This window comes from Streptomyces sp. NPDC052687, from assembly GCF_040678395.1.
In the GTDB taxonomy this organism is placed as follows: Bacteria; Actinomycetota; Actinomycetes; order Streptomycetales; family Streptomycetaceae; genus Streptomyces.
In genome coordinates this window covers 121,677-136,612 of sequence record NZ_JBFATR010000009.1, presented here as the reverse complement: position 1 = coordinate 136,612, position 14,936 = coordinate 121,677, and the positions used below count along the sequence as shown (strand labels likewise).

General features: G+C 74.4%; 11 protein-coding genes and 2 pseudogenes. 6 read left to right on the top strand and 7 right to left on the bottom strand.

Features of this window, described 5'->3' with window-relative positions; all coding sequences use genetic code 11:
* Positions 1-18 precede the first annotated feature (18 nt).
* From dnaG to AB0K92_RS11860, 4 genes are all read right to left on the bottom strand, one after another.
* Positions 19-1,923 (bottom strand): DNA primase, encoded by a 1,905-nt coding sequence (gene dnaG / locus AB0K92_RS11875; RefSeq protein WP_365921822.1) that lies wholly within the window; start codon positions 1,921-1,923, stop codon positions 19-21.
* 124 nt (positions 1,924-2,047) lie between these two features.
* Positions 2,048-3,313, bottom strand: a complete 1,266-nt coding sequence (locus AB0K92_RS11870; RefSeq protein WP_365921820.1) for an FAD-dependent oxidoreductase — start codon at positions 3,311-3,313, stop codon at positions 2,048-2,050.
* A 125-nt stretch (positions 3,314-3,438) separates the two neighbouring features.
* Positions 3,439-4,704: a deoxyguanosinetriphosphate triphosphohydrolase gene (locus AB0K92_RS11865; RefSeq protein WP_365921818.1), complete on the bottom strand. Its 1,266-nt coding sequence runs from the start codon at positions 4,702-4,704 to the stop codon at positions 3,439-3,441.
* Positions 4,705-4,796: 92 nt separating this feature from the next.
* Positions 4,797-5,561: a sirohydrochlorin chelatase gene (locus AB0K92_RS11860; protein WP_365921816.1), complete on the bottom strand. Its 765-nt coding sequence runs from the start codon at positions 5,559-5,561 to the stop codon at positions 4,797-4,799.
* 180 nt (positions 5,562-5,741) lie between these two features.
* Here AB0K92_RS11860 and AB0K92_RS11855 point away from each other — a divergent pair, with 180 nt between their 5' ends.
* Together AB0K92_RS11855 and AB0K92_RS11850 are read left to right on the top strand one after the other, a co-directional pair.
* On the top strand, positions 5,742-6,419 hold the full coding sequence (locus tag AB0K92_RS11855; protein WP_365921814.1) for an ElyC/SanA/YdcF family protein: 678 nt from the start codon (positions 5,742-5,744) through the stop codon (positions 6,417-6,419).
* A gap of 101 nt (positions 6,420-6,520) precedes the next feature.
* Positions 6,521-9,007: a molybdopterin-dependent oxidoreductase gene (locus tag AB0K92_RS11850; protein WP_365921812.1), complete on the top strand. Its 2,487-nt coding sequence runs from the start codon at positions 6,521-6,523 to the stop codon at positions 9,005-9,007.
* A gap of 6 nt (positions 9,008-9,013) precedes the next feature.
* Here the strand turns inward: AB0K92_RS11850 and AB0K92_RS11845 are convergent.
* A pseudogene (locus AB0K92_RS11845) lies at positions 9,014-9,564 on the bottom strand (gamma-glutamylcyclotransferase family protein).
* On the opposite strand from AB0K92_RS11845, the gene AB0K92_RS11840 reads away from it, so the two are divergent.
* Positions 9,563-11,188, top strand: coding sequence for a M4 family metallopeptidase (locus AB0K92_RS11840; RefSeq protein ID WP_365921810.1), 1,626 nt, complete (start codon positions 9,563-9,565; stop codon positions 11,186-11,188). The pseudogene AB0K92_RS11845 and the gene AB0K92_RS11840 sit on opposite strands and share 2 nt — an antisense overlap.
* Before the next feature lie 17 nt (positions 11,189-11,205).
* Here the strand turns inward: AB0K92_RS11840 and AB0K92_RS11835 are convergent, their stop codons facing one another.
* Positions 11,206-11,904, bottom strand: a complete 699-nt coding sequence (locus AB0K92_RS11835; protein ID WP_365921808.1) for an NAD(P)H-dependent oxidoreductase — start codon at positions 11,902-11,904, stop codon at positions 11,206-11,208.
* A 288-nt stretch (positions 11,905-12,192) separates the two neighbouring features.
* Between AB0K92_RS11835 and AB0K92_RS11830 the strand changes: the two genes are divergently transcribed.
* Entirely contained in the window at positions 12,193-12,711 is a 519-nt protein-coding gene (locus AB0K92_RS11830; RefSeq protein WP_365921806.1) for a hypothetical protein, read from the top strand.
* 170 nt (positions 12,712-12,881) lie between these two features.
* The gene (locus AB0K92_RS11825; protein ID WP_365921804.1) at positions 12,882-13,502 is read left to right on the top strand and encodes a class F sortase; all 621 of its coding nucleotides are present in this window, start codon (positions 12,882-12,884) and stop codon (positions 13,500-13,502) included.
* A gap of 7 nt (positions 13,503-13,509) precedes the next feature.
* Here AB0K92_RS11825 and AB0K92_RS11820 read toward each other — a convergent pair.
* Positions 13,510-13,876 (bottom strand): annotated as a pseudogene (locus AB0K92_RS11820) (helix-turn-helix domain-containing protein).
* A 196-nt stretch (positions 13,877-14,072) separates the two neighbouring features.
* Between AB0K92_RS11820 and AB0K92_RS11815 the strand changes: the two are divergent.
* Positions 14,073-14,918, top strand: a complete 846-nt coding sequence (locus AB0K92_RS11815; protein ID WP_365921851.1) for an NAD(P)-binding domain-containing protein — start codon at positions 14,073-14,075, stop codon at positions 14,916-14,918.
* The last annotated feature ends 18 nt before the right edge of the window (positions 14,919-14,936 follow it).

Sequence of the window (14,936 nt, the reverse complement as noted above, 5' to 3'; positions counted from 1 at the left end):
TCGGTTACTCAGACGCGATCACAGTGCCGCGGCGCCGTGTTCCCGCAGGGCCTGCCCGTACTGCTGGAGGACCCACAGTTCGTTCTGGACGGCGGCCAGCCGGGCCGGGTCGCCGCCGGTGGCGAGGCGGGTGAGGGTGGACTGGATGTCCTGGATGCGGCGGTCGACGGCGCGGCGGCGGACCCAGACCAGCTGCTCGCCCGCGTACGCCTCGTCGACCGTGCGGCGCATGATCGCCTCGACGGCCAGCTCGGTGACCATGGCGCGAACCGTGTCGTCGGGCGCCGCCTCGCGGACCCGCACCAGATACTCCTGCGGGTCGCGCGTGCCGTACTCGACGCCGCCCGCGTCGAGGATGGCCTGGCGTACGGCCGCGTAGGGCGGGGCGGTGAACTCGTCGACGCCGTACGCGTCGAACGCCGGGCAGACCAGCTCCGGGCGCTGCAGGGCGAGTTTGAGCAGCTCGCGTTCGGTGGCGTAGACCGGGTTGCGCAGGTTGAGCGCCGGGCCGGAGGCGGTGGGGCGGGGGGCCGCGTCGTACGACGGCTGCCGTGGGCCGCGAGCGGGGGCCGGGCCCTTGCCGCCGCGGTCGCGCGCCCAGCGGGCCAGCTGGGCGACCCGCTTCACCACGAACTGGGTGTCGAGGATGCCGAGCATGCCGGCGAGCTGCACGGCGACCTCGTGCTGGGCGCCGCTGTTCTTGATCCGGGCGACGACCGGCGCGGCCTCGTCGAGCGCCGCCGCACGGCCGGCCGGGGTGTCGAGGTCGTAGCGGGAGACGATCTGGCGCAGGGCGAACTCGAAGAGCGGGGTGCGCGGTTCGACCAGGTCGGCCACCGCCTCGTCGCCCTTGGCCAGGCGCAGATCACACGGGTCCATGCCGTCCGGGGCGATGGCGATGTACGTCTCGGCGGCGAACTTCTGGTCGTCCTCGAAGGCGCGCAGGGCGGCCTTCTGGCCGGCCGCGTCACCGTCGAAGGTGAAGATCACGCGGGCCGAGCCGTTGTCCATCAGCAGCCGTCTGAGGATCTTGATGTGCTCGCCGCCGAAGGCGGTGCCGCAGGTGGCGATCGCGGTCGTCACCCCGGCCAGATGGCAGGCCATCACGTCCGTGTAGCCCTCGACGACGACCGCCCGGCTGGTCTTCGCGATCTCCTTCTTCGCCAGGTCGATGCCGTAGAGCACCTGGGACTTCTTGTAGATCGCGGTCTCGGGCGTGTTGAGGTACTTCGGCCCGTTGTCCGCCTCGTACAGCTTGCGGGCGCCGAAGCCGACGACGTCGCCGCCGATGTCGCGGATCGGCCACATCAGCCGGCCGCGGAAGCGGTCGATGGGACCGCGGCGGCCCTCCTGGCTGAGCCCGGAGAGGATCAGTTCCTTGTCGGAGAAGCCCTTGCCGCGCAGATAGCGGGTGAGGTGGTCCCAGCCCTGCGGGCTGTAGCCGACGCCGAAGTGGACGGCGGCGGCCTGGTCGAAGCCGCGCTCGGCGAGGAAGATCCGGCCGGTCTCGGCCTCGGGGCTGGTCGCCAGCTGTTCCGCGTACCACTCGGCGGCGATCTTGTGTGCCTCGACCAGGCGGATGCGCTCGCCGCGCTGGTGGGCGGGGTTGTACCCGCCCTCCTCGTAGCGCAGCGTGATGCCCGCCTGCGCGGCGAGCCGCTCGACCGCCTCCGAGAAGGTGAGGTGGTCGATCTTCATCACGAACGTGATGGTGTCGCCGCCCTCCTGGCAGCCGAAGCAGTGGAAGAGCCCCTTGCTCGGGCTGACCTGGAAGGACGGCGACTTCTCGTCGTGGAACGGGCACAGCCCCTTGAGGTTGCCGCCGCCCGCGTTGCGCAGCTGGAGGTACTCGGACACCACGGCGTCGATCGGGACCGCGTCCCGTACCGCCTTCACGTCCTCGTCGTTGATCCGTCCAGCCACGCGTGAATTCTACGGGGGCGCACCGACAACTCCGGGTCGCCGATGCGCCCTGAAGGGGCGCGGGGAACTGCGCGATCAGCCACGGTCAACCCGCACCCGCCCCACGACGGAACCCGGCAGACGCCTACGCGCCCAACGACTCCAACGGCACATGGGGAGACGACAGCGCCTCCACGTCGACCCGCACCGCGGAGCGGACCAGCCGCTGAATCTGCTCTGTGACGTCCCACACGTTCACGTTCATCCCGGCCAGCACCCGCCCCTCCTTCACCCAGAACGCGACGAACTCCCGCTTGCCCGCGTCGCCCCGGATCACCACTTGGTCGTACGAGCCGGGCGGCGCCCACCCGGAGTACTCCATGCCCAGGTCGTACTGGTCGGAGAAGAAGTACGGCACCCGGTCGTAGGTGACGTCCTGCCCGAGCATGGCCCGCGCCGCCGCGGGGCCGCCGTTCAGCGCGTTCGCCCAGTGCTCGACCCGCATCCGGGTGCCGAAGAGCGGGTGCGGGAAGGCGGCGACGTCACCGGCCGCGTGGATGTCGGGGTCGGACGTGCGCAGCCGCTCGTCGACCACGATCCCGCCGCCGTGCGCCCGGTCGGCGATCTCCAGCCCGGCCGCCTCGGCGAGCGCGGTGCGCGGCGCGGCGCCGATCGCGGCGAGCACGTCGTGCGCGGGGTGCTCCTCGCCGTCGTCCGTACGGGCCGCGAGCACGACGCCGTCCTGCCCGACGATCTCCGTCAGCCGTACGCCGAAGTGGAAGCGCACCCCGTGCTCGCGGTGCAGCTCGGTGAAGAGCTGGCCCAGCTCGGGGCCGAGCACGCCGTGCAGCGGGGTGGGCTCCGGCTCGACGACGGTGACCTCCGCGCCGTACTCGCGGGCCGCCGCCGCGACCTCCAGGCCGATCCAGCCGGCGCCCGCGATCACCAGGTGTCCGTTGTCCCGGCCGAGGTGGGTGAGGACCCCCTTGAGCCGTTCGGCGTGGGCGAGGCGGCGCAGATGGTGCACGCCGGCCAGGCCGGTGCCGGGGACGTCCAGGCGGCGGGGTTCGGCGCCGGTGGCCAGCAGCAGCTTGTCGTAGCGCACGACCGTGCCGTCCTCGCCGAAGCGGACCGTCTTCGCGGCCCGGTCGATCGCGTCGACGGTCTGCCCGAGGTGCAGTTCGATGTCGTGCTGCGCGTACCAGGCGGGCTCGTGCACGAAGACGCTCTCGCGTTCGTCCTTGCCGAGCAGGAACCCCTTGGACAGCGGCGGCCGCTCGTAGGGGTGGTCGCGCTCGTCGCAGATCAGTATCACCCGCCCGGTGAAGCCCTCCGCGCGGAGCGTCTCGGCCGCTTTGGCGCCGGCGAGCCCTCCTCCGACGATGACGAATGTCTGATCCGCGTCGACCACTTGATGCCTCCTCGTCACTGTGCCGCCGGATGCGAGCCTCCCGCACGGAGCGTGAGGGGGGAAGAGGGGGTGACCCGATCAGGCCACGCAGGGTCACATCGAGGGACCGGTGAGCGCCCCGGATGTCACGCACGTCCCGTCAGTCTCGCGTGCAGCGAGCGGGCGGAGGCGTCCGTGAGGGAGGCGATCTGGTCGACGATCACCCGTTTGCGGGCCCGGTCGTCGGGGGCCTGGTCGAACAACGCGCGGAACTGGGGGTCGAGGCCGTCCGGGGCGCGGGCGGTGAGCGCCTCGGCGAGTTCGGCGACGACGATCCGCTGGTCGGCGCGGAGCCGGGTCTGCTCGGCGCGCTGCATGACGTACCGGTCGGCGACCGCCTTCAGCACCGCGCACTCCAGCCGCGTCTCGCGCGGTACGACCAGCTCGGCACCGTAGCGGGTGAGCCGGCCGGCGCCGTACGCCGCGCGGGTGGCGGCCTCGGCGGCCAGGCAGAAGCGGCCGATGAGCTGGCTGGTGGCGTCCTTCAGGCGTGCCTGGGCGACGGCCGAGCCGTCGTAGCCGTGCGGCCACCACTCCTGGTCCTGGAGGCGGTCCAGGGCGGCGGCGAGTTCGGCGGGGTCGGTGCCGGCGGGGACGTACCGGCCGACGGCGACGCGGAAGATCTCCTCGCGTTCCGGTTCGGCGTGCAGGAGGTTGGGGTCGATGTGGCCGGCGTGCAGGCCGTCCTCGACGTCGTGCACGGAGTACGCCACGTCGTCGGACCAGTCCATGACCTGGGCCTCGAAACAGGTGCGGGTGCCCGGGGCGGCCTCGCGGACCCAGTCGAAGACCGGGCGGTCGTCCTCGTACACGCCGAACTTGGGGGACGCCGGGTCGGTGGGGTGGGCGCCGCGCGGCCAGGGGTACTTCATGGCGGCGTCGAGGGTGGCGCGGGTGAGGTTGAGGCCGACGGAGCCCTGCGGGGTGAACCGCTTGGGCTCGATGCGGGTGAGGAGCCTGAGCGACTGGGCGTTGCCCTCGAAGCCGCCGCAGTCCTCGGCGAACTCGTTGAGGGCCGCTTCGCCGTTGTGGCCGAAGGGCGGGTGGCCGAGGTCGTGGGCGAGGCAGGCGGCCTCGACGAGGTCGGGGTCGCAGCCCAGGGCCGCGCCGAGTTCCCGGCCCACCTGGGCGCACTCCAGGGAGTGGGTGAGGCGGGTTCTGGGGCTGGGGTCCCAGGCGTTCGCGCCGTGCTCGCCGGGGGTGACGACCTGGGTCTTGCCGGCGAGGCGTCTGAGGGCGGAGGAGTGCAGGATGCGGGCGCGGTCGCGTTGGAAGGCGGTGCGGCCGGGGCGTTTGTCGGGCTCGGGGGCCCATCGTTCGGTTGCGGCTGCGGGGTACGTGGTGCCTTCCATGTGTCGACACTATGCGCAGATGCGTCTGCCGGGATGGTGTTCGTTTGCGGGTGCGGGTTGTCTTGGGCTGGTCGCGCAGTCCCCCGCGCCCCTCAACGAGTTGCAGCGAGCGCAGGTTCGAGAGTTCCCCGAGTCGCCGCCTCGTCGTAGCGGTGGAGGAGGAGTTCCGCCATCAAGGGGTGGGCGCCCAAGGGGTCCGCGGCGATGTGCGGGGCCGCGGTCGCGCACTCCGTCGCGAAGCGGCCGGGGGCCGTGAAATAGGAGGCGACGGCTATGCGGTGGCGGCCCCGCGCTCGGAGGGAGCGGACGGCCGCCTCGACGGTGGGGGTCGCGGCCGAGGCGTAGGCGGGGAGCACCGGGACGCCGAGGCGGGCCGCGAGGAGGGCGGCCGTGCGGCCGGTGTCCGTCGCCGCGTCGGGGTCGCGGGAGCCCGCGGCGGCGAGGATCACGGCGGTGGCGCGGCGCTCGGCGCCGGTCGCCGGGAGACGCCAGCCGGCCTCGGTGAGGCGGGTGTGGAGGGTGGCGGCGAGGAGGGGGTGCGGGCCGAGAGGAGCGGCGAGACGGGTGCGGGCCGGGGCGGCGGCGGCCATCTCGGGGATGTCCTGTTTGACGTGGTAGCCGCGGCTGAGCAGGAGCGGGACGAGGACCGCCTCGCGGTCGCCGAGGGCGGCGAGCGTGTCGGGGAGGAGGGGCTCGTTCAGCTCGATGTGCCCCAGGTGGACCGGCAGTCCGGGGCGCAGCGCGCGGACCCGGTCGAGGAGGGCGCGGACGGTGGCGAGGGCGCGCGGGTCACGGCTGCCGTGGGCCACGGCGACGAGCGCGGGCGGGCCGGGGGCGGGGCTGAGCTGGCTGTCCATGCGTCGAGGGTGACGCGGAGACGTTGCCGGGCCGTTGCCTGGGCGTCACGGGCGTTTTCCGTGGGTTCACGGCGGGGGGCGGGGGGTGTGTGAGGGGGACGCAACCGGAGCGACTCGCCTCGGGGGGGGTGCACCGGGACGGCGCGCAACCGGGGCGGCGCGCCTTCCGTCCCTTTCGGTATGAAGATCGTACGACCGCGTCTCCCCCGCACCCGGGCCGGCCGGCGGCGGCTGGTGCAGGCCGTGATGGCGGGGTGCGTGCTGGCGCTGCTGCCCTCGACGTGGCTGTACGTGTCGACCGCCGACCGGCTGCGGACGACCGCCGACGTGCCGCGCACCGAGGTCGCCGTGGTGTTCGGCGCGGGGCTGTGGAACGGGGAGCCGTCGCCGTATCTCGCCCACCGGCTGGACGCGGCGGCCGAGCTGTACCGGGCGGGGCGGATCGAGGTGGTCCTGGTGACCGGCGACAACAGCCGGGAGGACTACGACGAGCCGGACGCGATGCGCGCCTATCTGACCCGGCACGGCGTCCCGGACGCGCGGATCGTCAGCGACTACGCCGGCTTCGACACCTGGGACTCCTGTGTACGCGCCAGGAAGATCTTCGGTGTGGACGAGGCGGTGCTGATCAGCCAGGACTTCCACATCCGGCGGGCGGTGGCGCTGTGCCGGGAGGCGGGGGTCGCGTCGTACGGCGTCGGGGTGCCCGCCGAGCGGGACGCGACCTGGTACTACGGCGGGGTCCGGGAGGTCTTCGCGAGCGGCAAGGCGGCGCTGGACGCGGTGTTCGAACCCGATCCGCGGTTCCTCGGGCCGGCCGAACCGGGGGTCGGGCGGGCGCTGGCCGACGCGCGGTAGCGGGCCCTCACGGTGGCGCCGGGGCGGCCGGGAGGTCGCCGTGCGGCACGCGTAACAGGGAGCCGTCGCGGACGTAACACGGCCCGCCGACCCTGATGGGCATGAACAGCACCCCGACGCCCACCCACTGCCCGTACTGCGCCCTGCAGTGCGGGATGAACCTGTCGCCCACCCCGGACGGGGGCGTCGAGGTGCGGGAACGCGCCGACTTCCCGGTGAACCGGGGAGCGCTGTGCGGCAAGGGCCGCACCGCGCCCGCGGTGCTCTCGTCGCGGGTGCGGCTGACCTCGCCGCTGGTGCGGGATGGCGGCGCGCTGGTGCCCGCCTCCTGGGACGAGGCCCTGGACCGGATCGCGGACGCGCTGCGGCGCACCCGCGCGGAGCACGGCGCGGACGCGCTCGGGGTGTTCGGCGGGGGCGGGCTGACCAACGAGAAGGCGTACACGCTCGGCAAGTTCGCGCGGGTGGTGCTGGGCACCTCGCAGATCGACTACAACGGCCGGTTCTGCATGTCGTCCGCGGCGGCGGCCGGGATGAAGGCGTTCGGGCTGGACCGGGGGCTGCCGTTCCCGCTGGAGGACATCCCGAAGAGCGGCTGTGTGATCCTCGTCGGCTCGAACCTCGCCGAGACCATGCCGCCGTCGCTGCGGTTCTTCACCGAGCTGAAGGAGAACGGCGGCACGCTCATCGTCGTCGACCCGCGCCGCACCAAGACCGCCGAGCAGGCCGATCTGCACCTGGCGCCCCGGCCCGGCACCGACCTCGCGCTCGCGCTGGGCCTGCTGCACCTGGTGGTCGCCGAGGGCCGCACCGACGAGGCGTACATCGCCGAGCGGACCACTGGCTGGGAGGAGGCGCGGGCCGCGGCCATGGCGCACTGGCCGGAGTACGTGGAGCGGATCACCGGGGTGCCGGTGCCCGAGCTGCGGGAGGCGGTGCGGATGTTCTGCGCGCCCGAGTCCGCGATGGTGCTCACCGCGCGCGGGCCCGAGCAGCAGTCCAAGGGCACCGACACGGTCGGCGCGTGGATCAACCTGTGCCTGGCGACCGGGCGGGCCGGCCGGCCGTACAGCGGCTACGGCTGTCTGACCGGGCAGGGCAACGGGCAGGGCGGGCGGGAGCACGGCCAGAAGGCCGACCAGCTGCCCGGCTACCGCAAGCTGGACGACCCGGCGGCGCGGCGGCATGTGGCCGAGGTGTGGGGGGTGGACCCGGACTCGCTGCCGGGGCCGGGGCGCAGCGCCTACGAGCTGCTGGACGCGCTCGGCACGGACATCCGCACGCTGCTGCTGATGGGCTCCAACCCGGTGGTGTCGGCGCCGCGCGCCGCGCACATCGAGGAGCGGATCAGGTCGCTGGACTTCCTCGCGGTGTGCGACGTCGTGCTGTCCGAGACGGCCGAACTGGCGGACGTGGTGCTGCCGGTGACGCAGTGGGCCGAGGAGACCGGGACGACCACCAACCTGGAGGGGCGGGTGCTGCTGCGGCGGCGGGCGATCACCCCGCCGGAGGGGGTGCGCAGCGACCTGGAGGTCCTGCACGAGCTGGCCGCGCGGCTGGGTGTGGAGAAGGGGTTCCCGACCGACCCCGAGGAGGTCTTCGAGGAGCTGCGGCGGGCGAGCGCGGGCGGGCCCGCGGACTACTCCGGGATCACCTACCGCCGGCTCGTCGAGGAGAACGGGGTGTTCTGGCCGTGCCCGGCGGAAGAGGCGGGCGCGGCGGGGGATGCCGTGCCGGCCACAGGTCCCGCGGGCCTCACGGACACTGATGCCGTGCCGGCCGCCGGTCCCGCGGGCCTCGCGGACACCGATGCCGTGCCGGCCACAGGTCCCGCGGGCCTCACGGACACCGATGCCGTGCCGGCCACAGGTCCCGCGGGCCTCGCGGACACCGATGCCGTGCCGGCCACAGGTCCCGCGGGCCTCGCGGACACCGATGCCGTGCCGGCCGCCGGTCCCGCGGGCCTCGCGGACGCCGATGTTGTGCCGGCCGCCGGTTCCGGGGGCGCCGCGGGAGCCGGCGTCGGGCCGTCGGATCCCGAGGACGCCTCGTTCGACGTGGCCGGGGACGATCCCGCCCGGGACGGCGAGGCGGGTGCCGTGCCGCATCCCGGCACCCCGCGTCTGTTCCTCGACCGGTTCGCCACGCCGGACGGGCGGGCCCGGTTCGTGCCCGTGTCGCACCGGGCGGTGGCCGAGGAGCCCGACGACGAGTATCCGGTGCTGCTGACCACCGGCCGGGTGGTCGCCCAGTACCAGTCCGGGGCGCAGACCCGGCGCGTCGACGAGCTGAACGCCGCGGCGCCCGGCCCGTTCGTGGAGCTGCACCCGCGGCTGGCGGCCCGCCTGGGCGCGGCCGAGGGCGATCCGGTGGCCGTCGTCTCGCGGCGCGGCCGGGCCGTCGCACCGGCGCGGATCACCCACGCCATCCGCCCCGACACGGTGTTCATGCCGTTCCACTGGCCGGGCGAGGGACGCGCCAACACCCTCACCAACCCGGCACTGGACCCGACGTCGCGGATGCCGGAGTTCAAGGCCTGCGCGGTGCGGCTGGAAGCGCTGCCCGCGGCCGGCACGGCGGAGGACTGACCCCGGCTACGTCCGCCGCGCCCGCCAGTCGCCGCTCGCGATGCGCCTGCCCGAGGCGCGCAGGCGGGCGGCGACGGGGGGTGCGGCCAGGTAGACCCAGGCCCGCACGACGGTTTTGTCGGTGTCGCGGGCGGCCTCGCGGGCGACCCGGTCGTAGAGGTTGCGCGGATCGCCCGGTGCCCGGCACTCCTCCAGCCGGTCGAGGACGGCGAGCAGTTCGCGTAGGTCTCGTCGTGCGCGGTGACCAGCTCGCCGCGGATCACCCCGCCGGGTTCCTCGACCGCGTACGGGTAGCCGGGTCCGTCGTAGAGGACGGCGCCGGGCAGGCGGGCGGGCTCCTGCGCGCGGGTGCGGCCGCGCAGGAACAGGTCGTGGTTGGGCTCGCCGGGGCGGAGGGTGCCGTAGACGAAGAAGGGCAGCCGGAGACGGGTCCGCGCGGAACTCACAGAAGCGATTCTCTCCCCACACACACCTCCACGTCCTCCCCCTGGCTCTGGCATGTCCACGCCCTCTTGAATCTTGGTCACCCTCAGTGTGACCAGTTCAAGGAGCCCCATGAGCCGGATACGGCCGTACGCCCTGGCCGCCACGACCACCGCCGCCCTGCTGGCCACGGCGCTCTCCCCCACCGCGGGCGCGGCCGGCCGGCCCGCGCGGGCCGCCGCGCCGGCGGACGCCGCCGCGATCCTCGCCGAGCGCGCCGCGAGCCTGGGCCTCGGCGCCGGTCAGGAGACGCGGGTGCGGGACGTCGTCGTCGACGCGGATGGGAGCCGGCACATCCGCTACGACCGGACCTACCGCGAACTGCCCGTGCTCGGCGGCGACTTCGTCCTGCACCTCTCCCCCGACGGCGCCTACGAGGGCGCCGACCGCGCGACGACCGCGTCCATCGCCCTGCCGAGTGTCAGCCCGGCGCTGCCCGCGCCGAAGGCCGCCGACGTGGCCGCGCACGCGCTGCGGGCCGCGCACCCCGGTGAGCCCCTGCAGCGGCTCACCACCAGGCCGGAGCTGGTGGTCGACGCGCTGCACGGCACGCCGCGGCTGGCCTGGCGCACCCGGGCGGCCGCCCTCGACGCGCGCGGCAACCCGGTGGCGCGGACGGTGATCACGGACGCCCGCAGCGGGGCGCGGGTCGACGCCTGGGACACCCTGGAGTCCGCGGCCGGGGACGGGCGTTCGCTGTACGGCGGGACGGTCCCGCTGGAGACCACCCCGGCCGGCTCCTCGTACGCCCTGAAGGACCCGGTCCGCGGCGGCACCCACACCGGTGACGCGGCGAACCAGACGGACCTGTGCCTGCTGGGCACCCTCTGCGTCAGCCGCGCCCCCGCCACGGTGTTCACCGACGCCGACAACCACTGGGGCGACGGCACGCCCGCGGACCGCGCCTCCGCGGCGGTGGACGCCCAGTACGGCACCGCCGTCACCTGGGACTACTTCAAGGCCCGGCACGGCCGCGCGGGCATCGCGGGCGACGGCAAGGGCTCGTACAACCGGGTGCACTACGGCAACCGCTACAACAACGCCTTCTGGGACGACAGTTGCTTCTGCATGACGTACGGCGACGGTGACGGGACGACGTTCGGCCCGCTGGTGTCGCTGGACGTCGCCGGGCACGAAATGAGCCACGGCGTCACCTCCACGACCGCGAACCTGACCTACACCGGCGAGTCCGGCGGCCTCAACGAGGCCACCTCCGACATCTTCGGCACCCTCGTGGAGTTCCACGCGGCCAACGCCGAGGACCCCGGCGACTGGCTGATCGGCGAGAAGATCGTCCGCCCCGGCTTCGGCCGCGGCGCCCTGCGCTACATGGACCGCCCCTCCCGCGACGGCGAATCCCCCGACTGCTGGAGCCCCGCGGTCGCCGCCCTCGACGTCCACCACTCCTCCGGCATCGGCAACCACTTCGCCTACCTGCTGGCCGAGGGCAGCGGCCCGAAGACCGTGGGCGGCGTCGCCCACCACTCCCCCACCTGCGACGGCAGCACGCTCACCGGCATCGGCCGCGCCGGGCTGGGCGCCGTCTGGTACCGCGCGCTGACCGTCTACATGACGTCCTCCACCACCTACACCGGCGCCCGCACCGCGACCCTCGAGGCCGCCGCGGACCTGTACGGCACGGGCAGTGCCGAGCACCGGGCGGTGGCGGCGGCGTGGAGCGCGGTGGGCGTGCGCTGACCCCACCGCGCCGCGGTCTAACTCCCGTACGGGCGGCGCCGCTTGGCCTCGCGGAGGGTGTGGCCCCACCACGCCAGCTGGTCCAGCATCGTCCTCGCCGCCGCCTCGGGGGCGGCCGGGTCCTTGAGGCGGCCGTCGGGGGTGAAGGCGCCGGCCGCGTGGGAGAAGGAGACGGTGTCGCGGACGGTGACGGCGTGCAGTTCGGCGAAGACCTGGCGCAGGTGCTCGACGGCGCGCAGGCCGCCGGAGATGCCGCCGTAGGAGACGAGGGCGACGGGCTTGGCGCGCCATTCGGTGACGTGCCAGTCGATCAGGTTCTTCAGGGCGGCGGGGAAGGAGTGGTTGTACTCGGGGGTGAGGATCACGAAGGCGTCCGCCGCGTCGAGCCGGGCGCCGACCGGGTCGGCGTCGGCGTGCGGGCCGGGTTCCATGGTCGTGGGCAGGGTGACGTCCGCGACGTCGACGACGTCGGCGACCAGGTCGTCCCGCTCGCGGATGCGCTCGAGCAGCCAGTCGGCGACGACGGGGCCGAAGCGGCCGTGGCGGTTGCTGCCGAGGACGACGGTCACCTTCAGGGGCGGCTCGGGCGGCTCGGGCGACTCATGGGTCCCGGTGGTCGCCGTGGGCGCGGTGGTCGCTGCGGTCGCGGTGGTCGCGGTGGTCGCGGTGGTCGCGGTGGTCGCCGCGGTCAGGGTGCGGGCGGTTGCGTTCTCCATGCCGCACAGGCTCGTACCTCGACCTTGGTTGAGGTCAAGTCCGCCCGGTCCTCAGGCCCGGTCACCCGTTCACACGTTTCCCGTGCACCCTTCGGGTCGTCTTGCCGCACGCCCCGCCGCGCGCCGGTGACCTGCCGAAACGAACCGCGGAGCGAGGGCGCGCCGGCCGGCCGCTGCACCCGTTCACCGTATTTCTGACGATCCATCAGCAAGCGCGCTCGCGCCGCTGCCTCTTACCTCGGAAGTGCACGGCACCCGACAGCTCCACTCCACCGAGGGGGAACCCCGATGCGCCGTATCGCCCGGCTGCTGACCGGCACCGCGCTCGCCGTCGCCGCCGCGGGCCCGCTCGCCGCGCCCGCGTACGCCGACGACACCGGCGGCCTGGAGGTGTACCCGTCCTCGGTGGTGCCGGGCGGCTCGGTCAGCGTGAACACCACGGCGTGCGGGGCCGACGGCGCCGCCGCGGGCGACGCCAGCGCCGTGGGCTCCGGGCACTTCACGCTGGCGCCCAGCACCCACGAGGGCAACGCGATCGGCCAGTTCCGGGTACCGCCCAGCGCGCAGCCGGGGACGTACGAGATCGTCGCGCGGTGCGCCGGGGACGGCCGGGAGGTCCGGGGCGACCTGGTGGTCACGCTGACCTCGGCCCAGCCGGTGCATCCCCGGGGAAGTGTGAAGACGGGGGTCGGCGGCGCACTGGGCCCCGACCCCGTGCAGACCGCGGCCGGCGTGACGGCTCTGGCCGTCGCCGCCGCGGGCGGTACCTGGCTCCTGCATCGCCGGGCGAGAGGCGACGGGATCTGACGGGCACCCTCCGCTGTCCGTCCGCCGGTACCGCAACGCCCCTCCCCCTCCGGGTCCGACGCCCCTCGCGGCCCGGAGGGGGTACGGGCCCGGCCATCCGTTCCCTCCGGTCCCCACCGGTGCCGGCAGTGCCACCGGTGCACCGGTTCCGTCGGCCCAGGGAGGCTTCCATGCGCAGGCACGGCAACATCGCCATAGCCGCCGTCACCGCCGTCTCCCTGTGCTCCGGCGCCTGGCTGCTGAGCAACGGCGCCGCCTCGCACGCCCCGCCGCAGCCCTCGGCCGCCGAGGCGCACGCCGACCCGGCCGCGGAGCGCCCGGCCGCCCCGGCGCTGCCCCCGTCCCCGCCCGACCGCGTCCGCATCCCCGCGATCCGGGTGAACGCCCCGCTGACGGGCCTGGGCCTGACCCGGACCGGCAGCCTGGAGGTCCCGCCGGCCGACAAGCCGAACCTCGCCGGCTGGTACGAGGCCGGCACCACGCCCGGTGAGCGCGGCACCGCGATCGTCGCCGGGCACGTCGACAACGCCGACGGGCCCGCCGTCTTCTACGGCCTCGGCGCCCTCAAGCGCGGCGACACCATCGAGATCGACCGGCGGGACGGCTCCGTCGCGGTCTTCACGGTGGACGCCGTCGAGGTGTACCAGGCCGCCGACTTCCCCGACGAGAAGGTGTACGGCCCGGCCCGCCGGCCCGAGCTGCGGGTGATCACCTGCGGCGGGGGCTACTCGCGCGCCACCGGCTACCAGGGGAACGTCGTCGTCTTCGCCCGTCTGACGGGCAGCCGCTGACGCCGGATCACGGCACCGGCTCCGGTTCGCGCTCCTGCCCCTGCGTCCCGCCCAGTACGTTCGCCTTCCCCCACGCCCCCAGCGGCTCCAGCGCCTCGTTTCAGCGTGACGCCCCGCGGCGTCAGCGAGTACTCCACGCGCGGCGGCACCTCGGCGTACTCCTCCCGGTGCACGATTCCGTCCGCCTCCAGCTCCCGCAGATGCGCCGCGAGCACCTTCTCGGTCACCCCGGGCAGCGCGCGGCGCAGCTCGCCGAAGCGGTGCGGCCGCTCGCTCAGCGCCCACAGGATGAGCACCTTCCACTTCCCGCCGATCACGTCCATCGCCGCGTCAACCCCGCAGACGTACGACCCCGCCCGCCGTCCAGCCGTCATGCCCGCCATCCGCCCCTCCCGCTGCCAGGTCTCTTCCCTCGCGGTAACCACCCACTCGAAAGTGCGTACTTGAGCAGGCAGTTCACCCTCCACGAGGCTAAACGCCATGACTGACACCGCCGCTTCCCCGAGCCCCCGCACGCCCTCCACCGGGCTCGACCCGCTCACCCCGCTCACCCTCCTCGGCGCCGGTGCCATGGGCGCCGCCCTGGCCCGCGCCTGGCTGGCCGCCGGGCATCCGGTGACCGTCTGGAACCGCACGCCGGCCCGCGCCGAGGCCCTGGCCGCCGAGGGCGCGACGGTCGCCGCGAGCGCGGCCGAGGCGGTGGCCGCCAACCGGCTGGTGATCGCCTGCCTGCTGGACGACGCCTCGCTCGGCGAGGCGCTTGAGGACGCCGACCTGACCGGGCGGGACCTGGTGAACCTGACCACCGGCACGCCCGCCGAGGGCCGGGCCCGCGCCGCCTGGGCCGAGGCGCGCGGCGCGCGGTTCGTGGACGCGGGCATCATGGCCGTACCGCCGATGATCGGGCGGCCGGACTCCGGGGCGTACGTGTTCTACAGCGGCTCGTCCGAGCTGTTCGAGGAGCACCGGGCCACCCTCGCCGTCCCGGCGGACACCCGGTTCGTCGGCACCGACCCGGGATTCGCGGCGCTGCACGACGTGGCCCTGCTGAGCGGTATGTACGGCATGTTCGCCGGGATCTCGCACGCCTTCGCGCTGATCCGCGGCGAGGACATCGCGCCCAAGGAGTTCGCCCCGCTGCTGGAGGGCTGGCTGCACGCCATGGCCCGCTCGGTGCCCGAAACCGCCGAGCGGCTGACGACCGGCGACTACACCACGGGCGTGGTCTCCCACCTCGCCATGCAGGTGCAGGCCGGACAGCGGACCCTGCTGCGCACGGCGGAGGAGCAGGGCGTGAGCGAGGAGCTGCTGCGGCCCATGCTGGACCTGATGAAGCGCCGTCTGGACGGCGGGCACGGCGACGAGGACACCACCGGGGTGATCGACCTCCTGGTCACCCGGCCGGCCACCGCCTGAGGCCACGGCCTGAGCGGG

What these genes read in the sequence shown, in the direction of transcription:
- AB0K92_RS11815 (WP_365921851.1), top strand. Translation starts at nt 14,073, where the DNA reads ATGGGCGCCGCCCTGGCCCGCGCCTGGCTGGCCGCCGGGCATCCGGTG.
- AB0K92_RS11825 (WP_365921804.1), top strand. Translation starts at nt 12,882, where the DNA reads ATGCGCAGGCACGGCAACATCGCCATAGCCGCCGTCACCGCCGTCTCC.
- AB0K92_RS11830 (WP_365921806.1), top strand. Translation starts at nt 12,193, where the DNA reads ATGCGCCGTATCGCCCGGCTGCTGACCGGCACCGCGCTCGCCGTCGCC.
- AB0K92_RS11860 (WP_365921816.1), bottom strand. Translation starts at nt 5,561, where the DNA reads ATGGACAGCCAGCTCAGCCCCGCCCCCGGCCCGCCCGCGCTCGTCGCC.
- AB0K92_RS11855 (WP_365921814.1), top strand. Translation starts at nt 5,742, where the DNA reads ATGAAGATCGTACGACCGCGTCTCCCCCGCACCCGGGCCGGCCGGCGG.
- AB0K92_RS11840 (WP_365921810.1), top strand. Translation starts at nt 9,563, where the DNA reads ATGAGCCGGATACGGCCGTACGCCCTGGCCGCCACGACCACCGCCGCC.
- AB0K92_RS11835 (WP_365921808.1), bottom strand. Translation starts at nt 11,904, where the DNA reads ATGGAGAACGCAACCGCCCGCACCCTGACCGCGGCGACCACCGCGACC.
- AB0K92_RS11865 (WP_365921818.1), bottom strand. Translation starts at nt 4,704, where the DNA reads ATGGAAGGCACCACGTACCCCGCAGCCGCAACCGAACGATGGGCCCCC.
- AB0K92_RS11850 (WP_365921812.1), top strand. Translation starts at nt 6,521, where the DNA reads ATGAACAGCACCCCGACGCCCACCCACTGCCCGTACTGCGCCCTGCAG.